Origin of the sequence: Streptomyces piniterrae, from assembly GCF_005048155.1 — a bacterium.
Lineage (GTDB): Bacteria > Actinomycetota > Actinomycetes > Streptomycetales > Streptomycetaceae > Streptomyces > Streptomyces piniterrae.
Window position 1 is genome coordinate 265,348 of the sequence record NZ_SUMB01000011.1, and the last position, 16,389, is coordinate 281,736.

Below are 16,389 nucleotides of genomic sequence, written 5' to 3' on the forward strand. Positions count from 1 at the left end.
AGGGAGATGAGCATGACTGGCACATCTGACTACCGCGCCGCGGATTCGCGCTATGACTCCATGGAGTACCGGCGCACCGGCCGCAGCGGTCTCAAACTCCCCGCTATCTCCCTGGGACTGTGGCACAACTTCGGGGACGACCGCACCCTGGCCTCCCAGCGGGCCATTCTCCGTCGCGCCTTCGACCTGGGCGTCACCCACTTCGACCTGGCGAACAACTACGGGCCGCCGCCCGGGTCCGCGGAGCTGAACTTCGGGAAGATCTTCGCGCAGGACTTCCGTCCCTACCGCGACGAGATGATTCTGTCGACGAAGGCCGGATATCTGATGCGTCCCGGTCCCTATGGCGAATGGGGATCGCGGAAATATCTCCTCTCGTCGCTGGATGCATCGCTGAAGCGGATGGGCGTCGATTACGTCGATATTTTCTACTCGCACCGATTCGACCCGGACACCCCGCTGGAGGAGACGATGGGCGCGCTGGCGTCCGCGGTCCAGCAGGGCAAGGCGCTGTACGCCGGCGTCTCGTCGTACAACTCGGAGCAGACCCGCGAGGCGGCCCGGATTCTGCGCGGGATGGGCGTACCGGCGCTGATCCACCAGCCGTCGTACTCGATGATCAACCGCTGGACCGAGGACGACGGGCTGCTGGACACCCTCGAAACGGAGGGCATGGGCTGTATCTCCTTCGCGCCGCTGGCGCAGGGGCTGCTCACCGACAAGTACCTGAACGGCGTCCCGGAGGGCTCGCGCGCCGCGCAGGGCAAGTCGCTGGACCCGGATCTGCTGTCGGACGACGTCGTCCGCCGGCTGCGCGGCCTCAATGAGATCGCCGCCCGGCGCGGCCAGTCGCTGGCGCAGCTGGCGCTGGGCTGGGTGCTGCGCGACGAGCGGATGACCTCCGCCCTGATCGGCGCCAGCAGCGTCGCCCAGCTGGAGGCCAATATCGCGGCCCTCGACGCCCCCAAGATCACCGATACCGAGCTGGCCGAGATCGACGAGTTCGCGAAGTCGACGGAGGGTGTGAACATCTGGGCGCGGCGGTAGCGGCTGTCCGCTGGGCCAGGGCCTTTCCGCCCCTGCCTTGCCGGACGGGCCCAGGGGCCTCGTGCCACGGCGTTCCCCCGGCGTTCCCACGGCACAAAAAAGCGGGCCGGTCCGTGGGGGGGATACGGACCGGCCCGAGGGGGGGTTTCCACCATAACCCCGTGGGCGGTGTGCTGCGTGCATCGGCCGGATCGCGGCGTGGCTCGGGGCGGGGGCGGGGTTCTCGGCGGGCGGCGGGTGGATCACGGTCCGCCGGTGCGGGTCAGGCCGTGGCGCCCAGGAGGAGGCCGCCGAACGCCCCAATGATCATGAATGGTCCGAGCGGCATGGCGGTGTTCGGCTCCGCTCGCCGCAGGCGTCGCGTGAGCAGCAGCCCGGCTCCGTACAGGGCCCCGGCCAGCACCCCGGCCGCGCCGCCGGCGACGACCGTGCGCCAGCCGTACCACCCAAGGGCGACCCCGAGCCCCACCGCCAGCTTGACGTCCCCCAGGCCGATGCCCGCCGGGTTGACGACGAACAGCAGCAGATAGAACGCGCCGAGGACGAGGCCGCCCAGCAGCGCCCGCCGCCACGCGCCCGGCTCCCCCGTCAGCCATCCGACGAGCCCCAGCGCCCCCGCCAGTACGGCCGCGAGCGGCAGCGTCAGCTCGTCCGGGAGGCGGCGCACCCGCCAGTCGACGGCCGCCAGCAGCACCGCGGCCGGCGCCGCCACCAGCCAGGCGGCGAGTTCGGGGCGCGCGCCGGTCGCCGCCGCCAGGGCCGCGCACGCCAGAGAGGTGGCCGCGGCCGTCGGCAGCGCGCGCGGCCCGAACGCCCCGCAGTCCGGGCAGCGCCCCCGGCCCAGCCAGCCCCGCGCCACCCCGGTGATCGCATGCCCCCCGGGACAGACCGCGCGCCACTCCTCCTCGGGCTCGACGGCCATCCGGTGGGCGGGCCGCGGTATGAGCAGCCCGGCCGCGGCCCCGTAGGCGGCGGCGAGAACGATCAGCAGCAGGGACACCCGTCGACCCTAGAACGAGGGAGCTGATAAAACGCTGCGCATGGCGCGTTGGGAGAACGGTCCGGGGGTCCTGCACGGGGCGGATGTGGAGATTCCGGTGGAGATCGCGGCCTCCTACGGGGCGCGCACGCGCGGTCTGCTGGGCCGCGAGGGCATCGAGGGCGCGCTGCTGCTGACGCCGGCGAGCGGCGTGCACACCTTCCGGATGCGGTTCGCCATCGATGTGGCCTACCTGCGCCGCGACTTCACCGTGCTCGCCGTCCGCACCATGCCACCCGGACGGATGGGGCTCCCCCGCCTCCGCGCGCGGCACGTCCTGGAGGCGGAGGCGGGCGCGATGGCGCGCTGGGGCCTGCGCCCGGGGCTGCGGGTGACGGTGACCACGGGCGTCCGGTGAGGTAGGGCGCGCGGCGATGCAGGGTGGCGTAGGGCGCGCGGCGACCAAGGGCAACAACGGGCCCTGACAGAGCGCGAGTTGGGCCGCCAACGCCCCTGCCACCCTCACCCCTCCCAGTCGGCCACCAGTGCCAGCAGGCCGGGGAACCGCGCCTCCAGATCGTCGACGCGGACATGGCTGCGCCGTTCCAGGCCGTACTGCCGCTGCCGGATCAGACCCGCCTCCCGGAGCGTGCGGAAGTGGTGGGTGAGCGACGACTTGGGGCGGTCGAAGCCGAACCAGCCGCAGGTGTGGTCGAACGCCTCGGACTCCAGCAGGAGGGTGCGCACGATCCGCATCCGCAGCGGGTCGCTCAGCGCGCCCATGACGACTTCCAGGCGCAGCGCCGCACGCCCCGGTTCGGGCAGCGGCTCGGGCGCGTCGTCCGGTACGTCCCACCGCGCGGCGAAGCGGGGCCGCGCACCTGCCTTCGATCGCGCTCCGGCCGGCATTCCGAGCACCCCTCCCGACGACGACACCACCAGTACGACTTGCATCGTACTGCGAGTCCCTGTACGAATCTTCTCGTACTGCTTGTACGAAGTAACTCGTACAAGCCGGAGGAGGAGGGGACCCCTATGCCCGAAGCCCGGACCGCGCCACCCGTATCCCGGACCCATGGCACCGACCAGACGCCCGCCCCGGCGGCGCAGCGACCGGACCCGCCGACCGGAACACCGCCCGTCCGGGAGATCTGGTTCGCCGCCTGGCCGGTGGTCGCGATCTTCATCCTGTCGAACGCGGCCATGCCCCTCTACGCGGTGTGGCAGCACCGGATCGGCTTCGGCTCCGGCACCCTGACCCTGATCTACGCCGCCTACGTGGTCGGCCTGCTCGGCGCGCTGACGTTCGCGGGCGTCGCCTCGGACCGCATCGGCCGCAAGCCCGTCCTGGTCCCGGCGCTGCTCGTGGCCCTCGCCGCCTGCCTCATCTACGCGACCGCGCCCTCGGTGGCCGCCCTCGCCACCGCCCGGTTACTGACCGGCCTGGCCACCGGCGCCGCCGTATCGGCCGGAATGGCCGCCGTCACGGACATCGCGGCCGGACGCCGGCTCGGCCCGCTGCTGGCGTCCACGGCGATGGTCCTGGGCGCCGGCATCGGCCCCGTACTGGCCGGGGTGCTGTCGGAGACCGCGCCCGCCCCGACCGTGACGGTCTTCGCCGTCGAAGCCGTGTTGCTGGTGACGGCGCTGGCGGTGGTGGCCCGGATGCCGCTGCCCCGGCGACGTCGCACGGCAGCCGGCCGGGAGCCCGGCGCCTGGGTGCGGCTGCCGGCCGTCCCCCGGGCCAACCGCCGTCATCTCGCCCTCGGTCTCGCCGCGTTCGCCCCCGGCATCAGCGCCACGGCCTTCGTCCTCTCGCTCGGTCCGTCCCTGCTGGCCGGTCTGCTCGGTACGACGAACCGCACGGTGGCGGGCGCGCTGGCGCTGGCGATGTTCCTGACCGCCACCGGCGTGCAGTTCGCGGTGCGACGCCTGGCGGTCCGCACGATCCTGCTGGTGTCCGGCGCGGCCACCCTGGCCGGCACCTCGGCCCTGGTCGCGGCCGTCCACACGGCCTCGCTCGGCCCGCTGATCGCGGCCGCCCTGCTGGCCGGCGCGGGCCAGGGCGCGGGCCAGCTGGGCGGCCTGACCCTGCTGAGCCGGGAGGTCGCGGCCACCCGCCGCGCGGAGGCCAACGCGGCCCTCAACGCGGGCGGTTACGCACTCGCCGGAGCCCTCCCGGTGGCCGACGGCTACCTCAGCGACGCCATCGGGCTCTCCGCGGGCGCCACCGTCTTCGGCCTCGCCGTCGCCGCCCTCGCGATCGCGGGCGCGGCCGTGGTGGCGGTACGGGGCGGGGACACACGGTGAGACGGGCGCGGTGAGGGGGACGCACGGTGGCGGGCGGGGCCGTGACGGGCTGGGCCGACCGGCCCCGCCCGTTCCGTCTCCGGATCGCAAAATCTCCAAAATCTCCGCCCGACGCACATCCATTCGCCCGCCCCACGCGTCTCATGACCAAGCGGCGCGCTCATGTCGCCGCAACGCAGGGGCGTTTGGAGTACTTATTTTGAAGATCGGCATGATCGGCATGACAGGGATGCGTCGTGCGACCGCGGTCGCGATCACCACGGGAGCCGTCCTGACGGCCGGGGCGTTCACCGCTCCGGCGCAGGCCGCCGCGCCCGCGACGCCCACGATCGCCGCCAAGGGCGGCTATGTGATGAACGACGGCACCGGGAAGACCCTCTACACCAAGGCCGCCGACACCCGTCGTTCCACCGGCTCCACCACCAAGATCATGACAGCCCGGGTGGTGCTCGCCGAGAAGAACCTCGACCTGGATTCCAAGGTCACCGTCCAGAAGGCGTACAGCGACTACATCGTCGACAACGACTGGGCCTCCTCGGCCCGGCTCATCGTCGGCGACAAGGTCACGGTCCGTCAGCTGCTGTACGGCCTGATGCTGCCGTCCGGCTGCGACGCCGCGTACGCGCTGGCCGACAAGTTCGGCACCGGCTCCACGCGGGAAGCGCGCGTGAAGTCGTTCATCGGCAAGATGAACACCACCGCCAAGAACCTCGGCCTGACGAACACGCACTTCGACTCGTTCGACGGCATCGGGCACGGCGCGAACTACTCGACGCCGCGCGATCTGACCAAGCTCGCCAGCAACGCGATGAAGTACTCCACGTTCCGTTCGGTCGTGAAGACGAAGTCCACCAAGCAGAAGGTCACCACGAAGAACGGTGGCTATCGCTACATGGAGTGGACCAACACCAACGCCCTGCTCGGCAGCTACTCCGGCACCATCGGCGTCAAGACCGGTTCCGGCCCGGAGGCCAAGTACTGCCTGGTCTTCGCCGCCACCCGGAACGGCAAGACGGTCATCGGCACGGTCCTCGCGTCCACCTCGGTGGCCAACCGCACCGCGGACGCCAAGAAGCTGATGGACTACGGCTTCAAGAAGTAGCCCGGCCCGGGACATGCAGGGGCCCGCTCGCGACACCCGGTCGCGAGCGGGCCCCTTCGTTTCTGGAGACCGCGGCCGTCCTGGCGCTACCCGGCGCGCGGGAAGCTGACCTCGACCCGGCGGTTCTTCTTCCGACCCTCTTCGGTGGCGTTGTCGGCGATCGGGTACTGCTCGCCGTAACCGCGGATCTCGAACGTGACCGATGAGCCGAGGTCCTTGGCCAGCTCCCGCTGCACGGCATTGGCCCGGTCCTTCGACAGGACCAGCCCGTGCCCGGCCGAGCCGAGATTGTCGGTGAAGCCGAAGACCCGCAGGCTGTTCGCGTTCTGCTTCTTGGCCTCGGCGGCGATGGCGGCGATCCGCGACAGCGCGTCCGACGACAGCTTGGCGCTGTCCTTGCCGAAGAGCACCTCGGCCTGGAGCGCGAAGGTCACATTGTCGTTGGTGTCCTGGCGCCGCTCGGAACCGTCGTCGGTCTCGACGATGGACTTGATGTTGAGCACCTTGGACGGGGCGAGCTTGGCGCCCTGCACCATCCTGAGATCGGGGTCGCTCGGGTCGATACGGACCGGCGGAGTGGAGTCCTCGACCAGGCCGGGCGGGTCGGCGGCCTGGGCCGAGGGGTCGGCCTGGGCCCCGGGGGCGGTCAGCGCCGCGGTCAGCAGCAGCGCCGCGGCGACGGTGCCGGCCGTACGGGACGCGCGGGCGGCACGGGACGCCCGGATGGCATGGGTGATCTGCGTCGCGGTCATCGGCCCGCTCAATCCGTGATCTGCACGGAGGCCGGCGGCATGGTCGGCAACTGGAAGTCGACCTCGGTCACCTTGGCGGGCGGCGCCGGGAACTGCGCGAATATGGGGCTGCTGGCTCCCGGCCGTAGTCCGCTGAGGCCGGTGGTGCACAGACACTCCCCGTTGGTGTCGCGCAGCACCAGATACCGCTTCTTCCCGGCCTTGTCGACGAGAGTCGCCCCGGAGATCGAGGAACGGGACTGCATCTCCGTCTCATTGGAGCGCCAGTCGATGGCGTTGAAGACCCGGCTGCCCCGGTTGGTCACGGTGCCGTTCACCGTGACGAAGCCGCCGGTGTCACGGACGACGGAGTGCAGCGTGACGACGATCCCGTCCGGCCCCTTCATCTCACCGATGACCTGGGCGGAGTCAGCCGCCGGGGTGCCGGGGCCGGTCTCCTTCGGGGCGGTGCCGCTGGCGGCCGGCGGCTTCTTGCCGTCCGTCGCCCGCCCCCCGCCGTCGCCGCCACCACAGCCGGCCACGACGAGAGCCAGGCCGACAGCGCTCGCCATGGCGACCGCTCCCTTGGCGGCCTTCGTGGTGCGCCGAATGTTCATGGATGCGATTCCTTTGATCGTCGACTGCTCGGGTGGGGGGTCGGACATGGGGCCGGTCAGTGTGCGAGGCGTACGGCGAACAGGTCGGCCGCGTCGGGAAGATCGTGGAGGTCCTCGGGGTCGAGTGTCCACTGCTTACCGTCGCAGGTGATCCCGATGGGCGCCGGCTTGTCGCCCTTGCCCTTACCCCCCTCGTCGTCCTTGCCGCCCTTACTGCTCCCGCCTTCCTTACCTCTCTTGCCTTCCGTGCCGTGCTTTCCGCCGCCCTTGCCCTCGTCCGGTGGGGCGGGATCGAGGGTGCAGCGGGGTGCGACGACCGCCTTGGCCTCGGCCGACGCGTGCTTGTTCTCGGTGCCCGGAATCACCGAATCACCCACGGTGTTACGGGTCCTGATCGTGACAGCGAAGGAGGTGGGCCACGAATCCGGGGTGCAGGCCGTGACGGACGCGTCGTTGCGCCCGGCGAACCACTCCGCGTTGTCGCAGGCCGCTTCCGAGGGCATACCGCGCCCGTTCAGCAGGTCCTCCCAGCTCGTTCCGCCGCCGTCGCCCGTGTCATCGCCGTCGCGGATGGCGTCCAGGAAGCCCTTGCCCAGCAGATCGCGGTACTTCTGGCCCGCGGCGAGCGCGGCCGCGTCGGCAGCCGTCTGCGCACCGTTGCGGGTCGCCGCCGCCTGCCCGACGGCGAAGAACGCGAGCGCAAGAAAGAGCAGGCCCCCGACCGCCACGATGTAGAGCGGAAAGGCCTGCCCGGTGTCGCGCCGGCCACGGCGCACGGTGATGACCGCCACGGCCGTAGTGGCGGTCAGATGCCGACGACTTCGGAGATCTTGTCGGAGATCGCATGCGCGATCTGGCTGCCGAAGTCCGTAGTCGACAGGACAAGGACGATCGCCACGACCACCGCGATGATGCCGAGGTATTCGATCGAGGTCTGTCCCCGGTCGTTCCCCAAAATCCGTCGCTTCGCCATCATCTTCCCCTTCATCGGCGGCCGTCCCGCTCTGGTCCGGCTGGATCGGCTGGTCTGCCCCCGTGGTGTCGGCGCGTAGGTCAGCGCTCTTGACACGAGAAAAGTACGCCGGAACAGGGTTCCCGGAACAGGGATTCCGAACCTCATCCTCTGTCGGGCAAGTGAATTGTCGGGCCAACGGTACGTTTCGGCCACTCAGCCGCACCCCGACCACCCCCGTTCCCCCTCCGGGACCATCCAGCACTCCGACACCTCGACGGACCGGCCGGCCCGCCCGCACCGCGGTGCGGGAGAGGCCGCCAGGAACCCACTGTGGCACAACTCGTTGCTCCTGCGAAGGCGTTGGCGAGAAGCGGGGCACACAGCGTCCTCATCCGGCCGGGTACGGTACCGCGCCGGCGAGGGCGTGCGACAGCCCCGAGAAGTCGTTGCCGCCGGCCGGGTCCGGGGCGTAGAGCGTCCAGACCCCGAAGGCCTCGAAGAGCAGTGCCAGCAAGCCCAGGGACAGGCAGGCCAGGGCGATTCCGGAGGCCCGCGAGGCGTCCGGCGACCAGCCGCGGCGGACCGCCCGGCGGCGTAGTGCGGCATACAGCGCGGGCGCCGCGAGACCGCAGGCCAGACCGGTCCACGCGGTGATGTGCATCCGCAAGGAAGGGCCGAGGTAGTGACCGTCCTGGTAGGTGTCGGAGGCGAACGCGGTGACGAGCAGGAGGCTGGCTCCGAAGCCCAGGAGGACCAGGGCGGGCACGCCGAGGCCGGTCCAGCGGCGCCAGGACGGGGAGGGCGGGACCGCGGTGTCGGGTGGCGCCATCGGTCAGTCGCCCATCAGCGAGCCGAAGTTGGTGCCCGAGCCCAGGAAGAACCCGGCGATCAGCAGGATCATTGTGGCCGGAACCATAAAGGTGGTGATCACCATCGTGGCCTTGGGGACCGCGCGGGCGGCGCGCCGGCGGGCGTTCTGTGCGTCGGTGCGCCGCATGTCGTTGGCGATCTGGATGAGGGTCTCGACGATCGGGGAACCCAGTTCCTCGCCCTGCTGAAGGGCCGTCACGAACTGGGCGACCTGTTCGGAGTCGTTGCGTTTGCGCAGCTCCTCGAAGGCGATACGGCGGCTGACGCCCATGTCCATCTGGCGGAGGGTGATCCGGAGTTCGTCGGCCCAGGGGCCTTCGTACTTCTCCGCGACCCGGTCCAGCGCCTGGCGGAATCCGAGGCCCGCGCTGACGACGACGGCCAGCACGTCCAGGAAGTCCGGAAGGGTGCGTTCGATGGTGTCCTTGCGCTGGCGGATCGCGGCCCAGATCCCGACCTCGGTCCAGAAAAGGCCGAACAGCACCATGAGAACGCCGAGTACCGGCTGATCGCGCAGGAACATCACCAGCGCGCCGAAGAAGCCGAGGGCCCCGTAGACGGCACGCCGGGCGGCGTAGCGGTCCACCGTCAGACCGCCGGGGTTGCCGGCCAGGTCGATCCGGCGCCGTACCCGGGCTACGCGCTTGTCGCCCATCAGCCGTAGTACGAGCGGCGCGTAGCGCATACCGGTGCGGTCCACCGCCGAGCCGACGGCCGTCGTACGCGTCGAGCCGACCTCCAGGGACAGCGCGAGGTCGGGCGGGAGTCTGGCCTCGCGGCGGTAGAGGGCGATCCCGCCGAAGATGCCGCCGACCGAGAGTGCGAAGGCGAGGGCCAGAAGGACCCCTGTCCCTGTTCCCATTCCCATATCTGTACCTGACACCTAGACGTCGATTTTGGCGAGGCGGCGGATGAAGAAGAAGCCGAGCCCGTAGAGGCCGAAGGCTACGACGACCGCGAGCTGGCCGAGGAAGGAGGAGGTCATCCGGTCGATGGCGCCCGGTGCGATCCGGTTCATCAGCAGCAGGGTGCCGATGCCGAGCAGCGGGACGACATAGGCCGTGACGACGACCTGGGAGAGCTGGGTGCGGACCTCGCGCCGGGTCTCCTTGCGCTCCTCCAGCGTCTTGGTGAGATTGCGGAGCGAGCCGACGACGGTGCCGCCGGCGCGGTGGGAGAGCACCAACGTGGTGACGAGGACGACGAGTTCGCGGGACGGGAGGCGTTCGGCGAGTTCGCCCAGGGCCTCGTCGATGGAGTGGCCGACGGCGAGCTTGTCGGAGACCTTGGCCAGTTCCTCGCCCGCGGGGGCCTCCAGTTCCTCGGCGGCCATGCCCAGCGCGGTACGCAACGCCAGCCCGGCCTGGGTGGCGTTGGCGAGGATCCGGGAGAGTTCGGGGAGCTGGTTGATGAACTTCTCGATGCGCTTCTGGTGCTGCCAGTTGAGGAAGGCGAACGCGCCCCATACGGCGGTGAGCGCGGCGATCGGGCCGAAGAACGGGGCGAGGGTGGCCTGCGCGATCAGCCAGAGCGCGACGACCGTGCCGAGCATGTAGACGAAGAACTCACCGGGGGTGACGTCCAGGCCGGTGGCGGCCAGCCGGAGTTCGAGGCGGCGGCCGAAGCGGGTGCCGCGCAGGGTGCGGTCGACGGACGGGAAGCGGCGGCGCTTGCCCGTCGGCGGCAGCCCGCGCTCGTCGGCGAGGCGGTCGACGACGGCCTGCCGCTGGGCGCGCCCGGCCGCATAGGTCCGGGCCCCGGCGACGGCGAGCACCCCGCACAGCAGGGTGGCCCCGATGGCCAGGAGGGGGAGGACGTTCCCGGTGGCCGTGATCGGCCCCCCGGAGGCTGTGGTCAGGGCCCAGCCGGTCATGAGGTGGCCTTCCGGGTGGCGAGTTGGTCGTCGGTGGCCGCGACGCCGAAGGCGGGCGGAGTGGGTTCGCTGGCCATGAAGAGGCGTTCGGCGACCCGGCGCGGCAGCGGGAAGTAGCGGAACCGGCCGTGCACGACACGGTCGGCGCCCATCGGTTCGGCGTCGAAGCGGCAGACCGTGGCGATCCGGTAGTCCTCGTGGCCGCGCGAGTCGAGGATGGCGATCTCGCTGATCCTCCGGGAGCCGTCGGCGTTCCGGCCGAGCTGGACGATGCAGTCGACGGCGCTGTTGATCTGGTCCCGCAGCGCCTCGAACGGGATCTTGACGTCCGACATGGAGGCGAGGGTCTGGAGCCGCATCAGGGCGTCCTCGGCGCTGTTGGCGTGGACGGTGGCGAGCGAGCCGTCGTGGCCTGTGGACATCGCCTGGAGCATGTCGAGGGTCTCGCCGCCGCGCACCTCGCCGACGATGATGCGGTCGGGGCGCATCCGCAGCGAGTTGCGCACCAGGTCGCGGATGGTGATCCGGCCCTTGCCCTCGACGTTGGGCGGCCGTGACTCCAGCCGGATGACATGCGTCTGCTGGAGCTGGAGTTCGGCGGCGTCCTCGACGGTGATGATGCGCTCGCCGTCGGGGATCAGTCCGGACAGGGCGTTGAGCAGGGTCGTCTTCCCGGCACCCGTGGCACCGGAGACCACCACGTTGAACTTGGCGCGCACCAGCCCCGCCAGCAGCATCAGCATCTGCTCGTCGAGGGTGCCCATGCCGATGAGTTCGGCGAGCGTGTAGGCGCGGGGGAAGCGGCGGATGGTGAGAGTGGCGCCGTTCAGGGCGAGCGGCGGGATGATGACATTGACGCGTTCGCCGGTCGGCAGGCGGGCGTCGACCATCGGATTCGACTCGTCGACGCGCCGGTTGACGGTGGAGACGATCCGCTCGATGGTCTGCATCAGCTGCTCGTGCGAGGCGAAGCGGACGGGGACCAGCTCGACCCGGCCGGACCGCTCGACATACACCTGGTCGGGGCCGTTGACCATGATCTCGGTGATCGAGGCGTCTTCGAGGAGCGGTTCCAGGACGCCCAGGCCGAGCGCCTCGTCCACCACCCGGCGGATGAGCTGGGAGCGCTCGGCGGTGGAGAGCACCGGTCCCTCGCGGCTGATGATGTGGCCGAGGACGCGTTCCAGGCGGGAGCGCCGTTCGTCGGCGGCCAGCGAGGACATCTCGGCGAGGTCGATCTCTTCGAGCAGCTTGGCGCGGTAGACGGCGACCAGGTGGTTGTCCTGACGCGCCTCCCCGGCCGGCTCGGGGGCGACGATCCGGGCTTTCAGACTCATCGCAGCGGTGCTCCTGGGGTTTCTCGTGCGCCTGTTGCTTCTGGTGCTCCGGGAGCTCCTTCGTACGTCCGCTGGCCGCCACCAAGGGCGTCCGCAGAGCCCTTCCCCGCCGCCGGCATGGTGGCGCTGCGGCGGGCGGAGCCGAAGTCGACGCCGGGGATCAGGGACGGGATGCGGACGGTGGCGGTCGCGTGGACCGAAGTGCCGCCGCCGGACACCGAGATGGTGGCTTCGTCGCCGAGCCAGCCGCTCATCGCGGCCCGGCCCGCGGCCTGCGGATCGACCGTGCGGTCCGCCTCGTCCATCGAGGCGGTACGGGCCGCGGCGCGCGCCCCAGTCCCGGCCTGCTGGACGGCGTACGCGCCGAGGCCCAGCTGGATCACGGCCAGCGCGACGACCAGCAGGATCGGCAGAAAGCCGAGGAACTCGATGGAGACCTGGCCCCGGTCGCGGCCGCGGCCACGCAGCCGGGAGGGCTTGGTCCTGGTCGTCGGCATCGTCGTCGTCATCGTCGGCGGCCTGGTCGTCGGCACCGTCATCGTCCGCTGTCCTCCTCCGCGGCGCCGGCCGTGCCGGTGACCGTCCAGGGGAAATCGCCCGCACCGGGAAAGAGCACCGGGACCTTGAGCCGGACCGTGGCCTTCCACAGGCCGGCCTCGGTGTGGCAGGCGGTCGAGGCGCCACCGCGCCAGGAGTCGGGCAGATCGTCCTCGGCGGCCGAGCGGCAGGCGCCCGGCCCGCCGCCCTGCGTCGCGGTGGCGGCGCGGGCACCCCGGTCGGCGGAGTTGCCGGCCAGTGAGTACGTGTAGCCGACCAAGACGAACTGCCAGACCAGGATGAGGACCAGCGCGATCAGCGGGAGCATCCCCAGGAACTCCACCGAGACCTGGCCCCGGTCGCTGCCGCCCAGCGGCCGCCGCACCGCCGACCCGCCCATCTAGCGCTCCTCGTACGGACCGGCCGGGTCGAACGGCCCCGGGCTCTTGGCCGCCGCACCGCCGCGCCGCGCGCCGAACCGCGGACCGGGCCCGGACCCCGGCGCCGGCCCGGAAGCCGCCCCCGGTGCCGCCCCGGCCCCGGGCGCCGCACCCGGTCCGGGAGCCAGGCCCGCCGTTATCGCCTTGCGCTTACGCCCCGTCAGCGACGGACGCGCCCGGTGGCCTCCCCGCCCCTGGCGCGCGGCCGGCGAGTCGACCAGCCCCAGCTCCCCGGCCAGCGCCCACAGCGCCTCCTTGACCGTCGACCGGCCGTCGAGGTCCTGCATCCTGCCCGCGTCGACACACGGCTGGAGCTCCTTGAAGGCGGCCGGCACGGTCGTCCTGGCCACCTGGGTGCCGGTGGCCTTCGCGACCAGCGGAGGCTGGATCTCGGTGTTGCGGGTGAGGCGGTTGACGACCGTCGTGGTGTCCGCCGCCTTACGGATCTGCAGCCGGTCCCAGAGCCGCACCTGACGCTTGGCGGCGCGTACGGCCACCACGTCCGGGGTGGTCACCAGCAGCGCCACATCGGCGAGTTCGACGGCCGCGGCGTTCGCGGACTGCATCTGCGAGCCGCAGTCGACGATCACCAGTTCGTAGCGGGAGCGCAGCGCGGTGACGATCTGGCGGGCGGCCCGGTCGTCGACCTCCTCGCCGCGCTCGCCCTCCTCAGGCCCCAGCAGCAGGCCGAGGCCGGTGTGGTGGTCGTGCACCGCGTCCTGGAGGACCCGTACGGAGATGTCCTGGATTCCGGCCAGGTCGACGATGGAGCGGCGGAACTGGACGTCCAGATAGGAGGCGACATCGCCGGACTGGAGGTCCATGTCCACCAGCGCGACGCTGCGGCCCGCGGCGCGCGAGGCCAGCGCCAGCTGGACGGCGGTGACCGTGGTGCCGACGCCGCCCTTCGCGCCGGTCACGGTCACCAGCGTGCCGGTCGGCCCTGGGGGTGCGTCGGCGCCGCCCCCCAGGTGGACCCGTACGCCCGCCGACCACTGGGCGGCGGCCTGCACCCGGGCGGCCAGCTCCTCGTAACCCAGCGGCAGGCCGACGATGCCGCGGGCGCCCGCGTCCATCGCCGCGGAGAACAGCGCCGGTCCGGCGTCGGCGGTGATCAGGACCACGCCGACGGCGGGGAAGCGCAGCGCCACCTCGCGGATCAGCTCCAACGCCGGGACCGGGCCGATCCGTTCATGGACCAGGACGACCTCGGGGAGCCCTTCGACGGCGGGCGCCGGAGGGGTGGCCTGGCCCGCGGCGCCGCCCTGCGCGGTGGCGGCCGCCAGGGCGCCCAGCAGCGCGGTGGAGTCGGCGACGGCGGGCGCGGGCTCGGCGTCCGGCAGCTGGCTGAGCAGCGCGGACACGGTGCGCGCGGCGTCGGGGTCGCCGACGGCCGGGAGGATGCGGATGGTCACCTGTGCCTCCAGCTCACTTGTCGCCGTCGAGCGTGTAGGTGCGCTCGGCGGGCGGGATGGCGGCCGCGTCGCCGGGGGCGAGCAGGGCGAGCCGTACGTGGGAGGCGAACGACTCGGCGTAGGCGACCCGTTGGGCGTCCCGGGTGTCCAGCGCGAAGGTGATCGGGACGGCCTCGCCGCCCGGACGGCCCGGTGTGGTGTCGCCGGGGTCCTTGGCCTCCAGCGGCGTCAGCTTGCCGACGTCGATGACCTGGGCGCCGGCGACGATGACCTTGGAGACCGGTTTGTCCTCCGCGCGCTTGCCCTCGAACGTGGCGTAGATGTTCACCCGGGCGCCGGGGTTGATCTTGCCGGCCACACCGGTGGCGGCGTCGATCATGATGGCGATCTCCTGCTGTCCGGCCTTCAGCGCAGGACGCTCGACGATCATGTCGTCCTGGAGCAGCGACCCCTTCTTCAGCGGGGTCACCGCGATCTTGCCGCTGACCTCGTCCAGGTCGGTCACGGCGGTGGGCGGCAGCCACCGCTCCGGCATCCGCACCTTTTCGAACTGCCCGGGATCCAGCGCTTTATAGGCCGCGACATCGGCCTTCAGCCGGTACGCCGTCTTCTCCGGACCGACCTTGGACTCGACGTTCTTGATCACCGACAGCACGCCGACGAACGCGCCGACCGCACAGAGGACCGACAGGAGCAGCAGGATCGCTCCGCGGCGCTGGCGTGAGTTCATGGGGGAGGGACCTCGATCGGGACGGGGAGGGAGGACGGACGGGGGGACGGAGGGGCCGAGGAACGGAAGGGACGAGGGGTTCCGGGGACGGCGGAGGATCTCAGCGCACGCGGGCCACCGTCCGCGGGTCGGAGGGGATATCGGCGGCGCCGGGCACACAGGGTGCGCCGGGGGCGGCGGGTACGTCCGGTGCTCCGTACCCACCGGGGCCGCCGGGCGCATACGGCTGCTGCGCCGCGTACGACTGCCCCGCCCCCGCGGCGTACGGCCCGCCCGTCATGTCGGGGCCCCGTACGTCCAGCCGTCCAGGGCCGCCGCGCGCACCCCGCCCGCCCGGAACGCCGGACGGCGCCACAGGGGACAGACCGCGCTGCCGCAGCGCTTCGGGGGGTGCGTCGGGCACGGGATACGACGCCGGACCAGGCGGAGCGGGGGGCGCGGGCGGAGCGGGCGGGGGAGGCGGGGGAGGCGGAGCAGGCGCCTGTGTGACGGGGGCCGAGGCGGGGGCGGCGGGCGGCGTCGGGCACGAGGCGTCCGCCGCCCTGCCCTCTATGGCCGCGGGGCCGCCCGCGCCCCGCCGCGCCTGCCCGCCCGGTGCGCCGTCCCGCGCCACCGGCTCGGCGCAGAACGCGCACCGGTCGCCGATGAGTTCCAGGCCGCACCAGCGGCAGTCCTCGCGCCGTACGGACGACACCAGCTGGTAGAGGACCGAGAGGTCCGGGATGGCCGCGGCGAACTCGACCAGCTTCTGGGTGCCCCACCAGCGGGCGGACTCGGCGGGCAGCCGCTCCTCGTACACCCCCTGCGTCCGCCAGGCCGGGGCCAGCACACCGCCCACCCATTCACCGGTGAGCTGGCCGCGGGCGACGGCGAGCCGGGTGGCGAAGCCGGGCGCCGGCAGACCGGCCTCCGAGCTGTGCCGGTCCACATGCAGCAGCCGCGGTTCGGGGTTGGCGAGCACCGCGAAATGCGTGCCCGGCAGCCAGGACTTCATATGGGAGCGCAGATCCACCTCGACCCGGTCCAGGCCGCTGACACTGCCGAGCAGCGCGCCGGCGTGCACGTAATGGGCCAGCAGCCGCGCCGCACAGGCGAGCACCCCGGGGCTGAAGTCGCACAGCGACAACTGCCGCAGCTGGCGGGCGACCACGGCCACCCCCAGCGGCGGCAGATCCAGCGGCAGGATGGCGATCCGGTCGCTCTCCAGGAGGGCGCGCAGGGTGTGCAGCCGGCGGATGTGGTCCGGCGGGCAGGCGGCGGAGTAGAGGACGACGAGATGGCCGTGGTGCTCCAGTACGGCGCCGGTCTCGGTCAGGGCCTCGTCCAGCGGCTGGAGTTGCGGCGACCGGAGGATGACGGCGGCCGGGGTCTGCCGGTCGGTGGCAGGCAGCGCGAGGTCAGGGCTGGTGACTGCAATCGCGGTCGGCACGTCGCTCCCCCACTCCC

19 protein-coding genes are annotated in these 16,389 nt (G+C 72.0%); 4 read left to right on the forward strand and 15 right to left on the reverse strand.

What is annotated here, in order from left to right:
• The first annotated feature begins 12 nt into the window (after positions 1 to 12).
• A complete protein-coding gene (gene mgrA / locus FCH28_RS28810; RefSeq protein ID WP_136743084.1) occupies positions 13 to 1,047 on the forward strand; it encodes an L-glyceraldehyde 3-phosphate reductase in 1,035 nt (344 codons plus the stop codon).
• Between the two features lie 262 nt (positions 1,048 to 1,309).
• Here the strand turns inward: mgrA and FCH28_RS28815 are convergent, their stop codons facing one another.
• Positions 1,310 to 2,047 (reverse strand): prepilin peptidase, encoded by a 738-nt coding sequence (locus FCH28_RS28815; RefSeq protein ID WP_136743085.1) that lies wholly within the window; start codon positions 2,045 to 2,047, stop codon positions 1,310 to 1,312.
• A gap of 40 nt (positions 2,048 to 2,087) precedes the next feature.
• Here FCH28_RS28815 and FCH28_RS28820 point away from each other — a divergent pair, with 40 nt between their 5' ends.
• Complete coding sequence (locus FCH28_RS28820) at positions 2,088 to 2,444, forward strand: DUF192 domain-containing protein (RefSeq protein ID WP_136743086.1); 357 nt, start codon at positions 2,088 to 2,090, stop codon at positions 2,442 to 2,444.
• 104 nt (positions 2,445 to 2,548) lie between these two features.
• Here FCH28_RS28820 and FCH28_RS28825 read toward each other — a convergent pair whose 3' ends face one another.
• Positions 2,549 to 2,980 carry a helix-turn-helix domain-containing protein gene (locus tag FCH28_RS28825; protein ID WP_246103303.1) on the reverse strand — a complete coding sequence of 144 codons (432 nt, stop codon included), beginning with the start codon at positions 2,978 to 2,980 and terminating at the stop codon, positions 2,549 to 2,551.
• A gap of 81 nt (positions 2,981 to 3,061) precedes the next feature.
• Here FCH28_RS28825 and FCH28_RS28830 point away from each other — a divergent pair, with 81 nt between their 5' ends.
• Positions 3,062 to 4,336, forward strand: a complete 1,275-nt coding sequence (locus tag FCH28_RS28830) for an MFS transporter (protein ID WP_136743087.1) — start codon at positions 3,062 to 3,064, stop codon at positions 4,334 to 4,336.
• A 211-nt stretch (positions 4,337 to 4,547) separates the two neighbouring features.
• On the forward strand, positions 4,548 to 5,438 hold the full coding sequence (locus tag FCH28_RS28835; protein ID WP_136743088.1) for a D-alanyl-D-alanine carboxypeptidase family protein: 891 nt from the start codon (positions 4,548 to 4,550) through the stop codon (positions 5,436 to 5,438).
• Positions 5,439 to 5,524: 86 nt separating this feature from the next.
• On the opposite strand, the gene FCH28_RS28840 is transcribed toward FCH28_RS28835, so the two are convergent.
• The 13 genes from FCH28_RS28840 to FCH28_RS28890 form a co-directional block, all read right to left on the reverse strand.
• Positions 5,525 to 6,190: an OmpA family protein gene (locus tag FCH28_RS28840; protein WP_136743089.1), complete on the reverse strand. Its 666-nt coding sequence runs from the start codon at positions 6,188 to 6,190 to the stop codon at positions 5,525 to 5,527.
• A gap of 8 nt (positions 6,191 to 6,198) precedes the next feature.
• Positions 6,199 to 6,786 carry a hypothetical protein gene (locus FCH28_RS28845; protein WP_136743090.1) on the reverse strand — a complete coding sequence of 196 codons (588 nt, stop codon included), beginning with the start codon at positions 6,784 to 6,786 and terminating at the stop codon, positions 6,199 to 6,201.
• Between the two features lie 56 nt (positions 6,787 to 6,842).
• Positions 6,843 to 7,568: a pilus assembly protein TadG-related protein gene (locus FCH28_RS28850; protein ID WP_136743176.1), complete on the reverse strand. Its 726-nt coding sequence runs from the start codon at positions 7,566 to 7,568 to the stop codon at positions 6,843 to 6,845.
• 23 nt (positions 7,569 to 7,591) lie between these two features.
• On the reverse strand, positions 7,592 to 7,774 hold the full coding sequence (locus tag FCH28_RS38310; protein ID WP_169314265.1) for a hypothetical protein: 183 nt from the start codon (positions 7,772 to 7,774) through the stop codon (positions 7,592 to 7,594).
• A 355-nt stretch (positions 7,775 to 8,129) separates the two neighbouring features.
• On the reverse strand, positions 8,130 to 8,570 hold the full coding sequence (locus FCH28_RS28855; RefSeq protein WP_136743091.1) for a hypothetical protein: 441 nt from the start codon (positions 8,568 to 8,570) through the stop codon (positions 8,130 to 8,132).
• Positions 8,571 to 8,573: 3 nt separating this feature from the next.
• Positions 8,574 to 9,473 carry a DUF5936 domain-containing protein gene (locus FCH28_RS28860; RefSeq protein ID WP_136743092.1) on the reverse strand — a complete coding sequence of 300 codons (900 nt, stop codon included), beginning with the start codon at positions 9,471 to 9,473 and terminating at the stop codon, positions 8,574 to 8,576.
• 21 nt (positions 9,474 to 9,494) lie between these two features.
• The gene (locus tag FCH28_RS28865; protein ID WP_136743093.1) at positions 9,495 to 10,484 is read right to left on the reverse strand and encodes a type II secretion system F family protein; all 990 of its coding nucleotides are present in this window, start codon (positions 10,482 to 10,484) and stop codon (positions 9,495 to 9,497) included.
• Positions 10,481 to 11,821, reverse strand: coding sequence for a TadA family conjugal transfer-associated ATPase (locus FCH28_RS28870; protein ID WP_136743094.1), 1,341 nt, complete (start codon positions 11,819 to 11,821; stop codon positions 10,481 to 10,483). The genes FCH28_RS28865 and FCH28_RS28870 overlap by 4 nt, the downstream gene beginning before the upstream one ends.
• Complete coding sequence (locus FCH28_RS28875) at positions 11,818 to 12,360, reverse strand: TadE/TadG family type IV pilus assembly protein (protein ID WP_342781676.1); 543 nt, start codon at positions 12,358 to 12,360, stop codon at positions 11,818 to 11,820. The genes FCH28_RS28870 and FCH28_RS28875 overlap by 4 nt, the downstream gene beginning before the upstream one ends.
• The gene (locus tag FCH28_RS39445) at positions 12,357 to 12,758 is read right to left on the reverse strand and encodes a TadE family protein (protein ID WP_246103305.1); all 402 of its coding nucleotides are present in this window, start codon (positions 12,756 to 12,758) and stop codon (positions 12,357 to 12,359) included. The genes FCH28_RS28875 and FCH28_RS39445 overlap by 4 nt, the downstream gene beginning before the upstream one ends.
• Complete coding sequence (locus FCH28_RS28880; RefSeq protein WP_246103307.1) at positions 12,759 to 14,213, reverse strand: CpaE/TadZ family protein; 1,455 nt, start codon at positions 14,211 to 14,213, stop codon at positions 12,759 to 12,761.
• Positions 14,214 to 14,226: 13 nt separating this feature from the next.
• Complete coding sequence (cpaB, locus tag FCH28_RS28885; RefSeq protein ID WP_136743095.1) at positions 14,227 to 14,943, reverse strand: Flp pilus assembly protein CpaB; 717 nt, start codon at positions 14,941 to 14,943, stop codon at positions 14,227 to 14,229.
• Between the two features lie 100 nt (positions 14,944 to 15,043).
• The gene (locus tag FCH28_RS28890; protein ID WP_136743096.1) at positions 15,044 to 16,372 is read right to left on the reverse strand and encodes a hypothetical protein; all 1,329 of its coding nucleotides are present in this window, start codon (positions 16,370 to 16,372) and stop codon (positions 15,044 to 15,046) included.
• Positions 16,373 to 16,389 lie beyond the last annotated feature (17 nt).

Coding starts and splice junctions, on each gene's coding strand:
- FCH28_RS28870 (WP_136743094.1), bottom strand. CDS start 11,821: ATGAGTCTGAAAGCCCGGATCGTCGCCCCCGAGCCGGCCGGGGAGGCG.
- FCH28_RS39445 (WP_246103305.1), bottom strand. CDS start 12,758: ATGGGCGGGTCGGCGGTGCGGCGGCCGCTGGGCGGCAGCGACCGGGGC.
- mgrA (WP_136743084.1), top strand. CDS start 13: ATGACTGGCACATCTGACTACCGCGCCGCGGATTCGCGCTATGACTCC.
- FCH28_RS28840 (WP_136743089.1), bottom strand. CDS start 6,190: ATGACCGCGACGCAGATCACCCATGCCATCCGGGCGTCCCGTGCCGCC.
- FCH28_RS28875 (WP_342781676.1), bottom strand. CDS start 12,360: ATGACGGTGCCGACGACCAGGCCGCCGACGATGACGACGACGATGCCG.
- FCH28_RS28820 (WP_136743086.1), top strand. CDS start 2,088: ATGGCGCGTTGGGAGAACGGTCCGGGGGTCCTGCACGGGGCGGATGTG.
- FCH28_RS28835 (WP_136743088.1), top strand. CDS start 4,548: ATGATCGGCATGACAGGGATGCGTCGTGCGACCGCGGTCGCGATCACC.
- cpaB (WP_136743095.1), bottom strand. CDS start 14,943: ATGAACTCACGCCAGCGCCGCGGAGCGATCCTGCTGCTCCTGTCGGTC.
- FCH28_RS28825 (WP_246103303.1), bottom strand. CDS start 2,980: ATGCAAGTCGTACTGGTGGTGTCGTCGTCGGGAGGGGTGCTCGGAATG.
- FCH28_RS28860 (WP_136743092.1), bottom strand. CDS start 9,473: ATGGGAACAGGGACAGGGGTCCTTCTGGCCCTCGCCTTCGCACTCTCG.
- FCH28_RS28855 (WP_136743091.1), bottom strand. CDS start 8,570: ATGGCGCCACCCGACACCGCGGTCCCGCCCTCCCCGTCCTGGCGCCGC.
- FCH28_RS28845 (WP_136743090.1), bottom strand. CDS start 6,786: ATGAACATTCGGCGCACCACGAAGGCCGCCAAGGGAGCGGTCGCCATG.
- FCH28_RS28830 (WP_136743087.1), top strand. CDS start 3,062: ATGCCCGAAGCCCGGACCGCGCCACCCGTATCCCGGACCCATGGCACC.
- FCH28_RS38310 (WP_169314265.1), bottom strand. CDS start 7,774: ATGAAGGGGAAGATGATGGCGAAGCGACGGATTTTGGGGAACGACCGG.
- FCH28_RS28865 (WP_136743093.1), bottom strand. CDS start 10,484: ATGACCGGCTGGGCCCTGACCACAGCCTCCGGGGGGCCGATCACGGCC.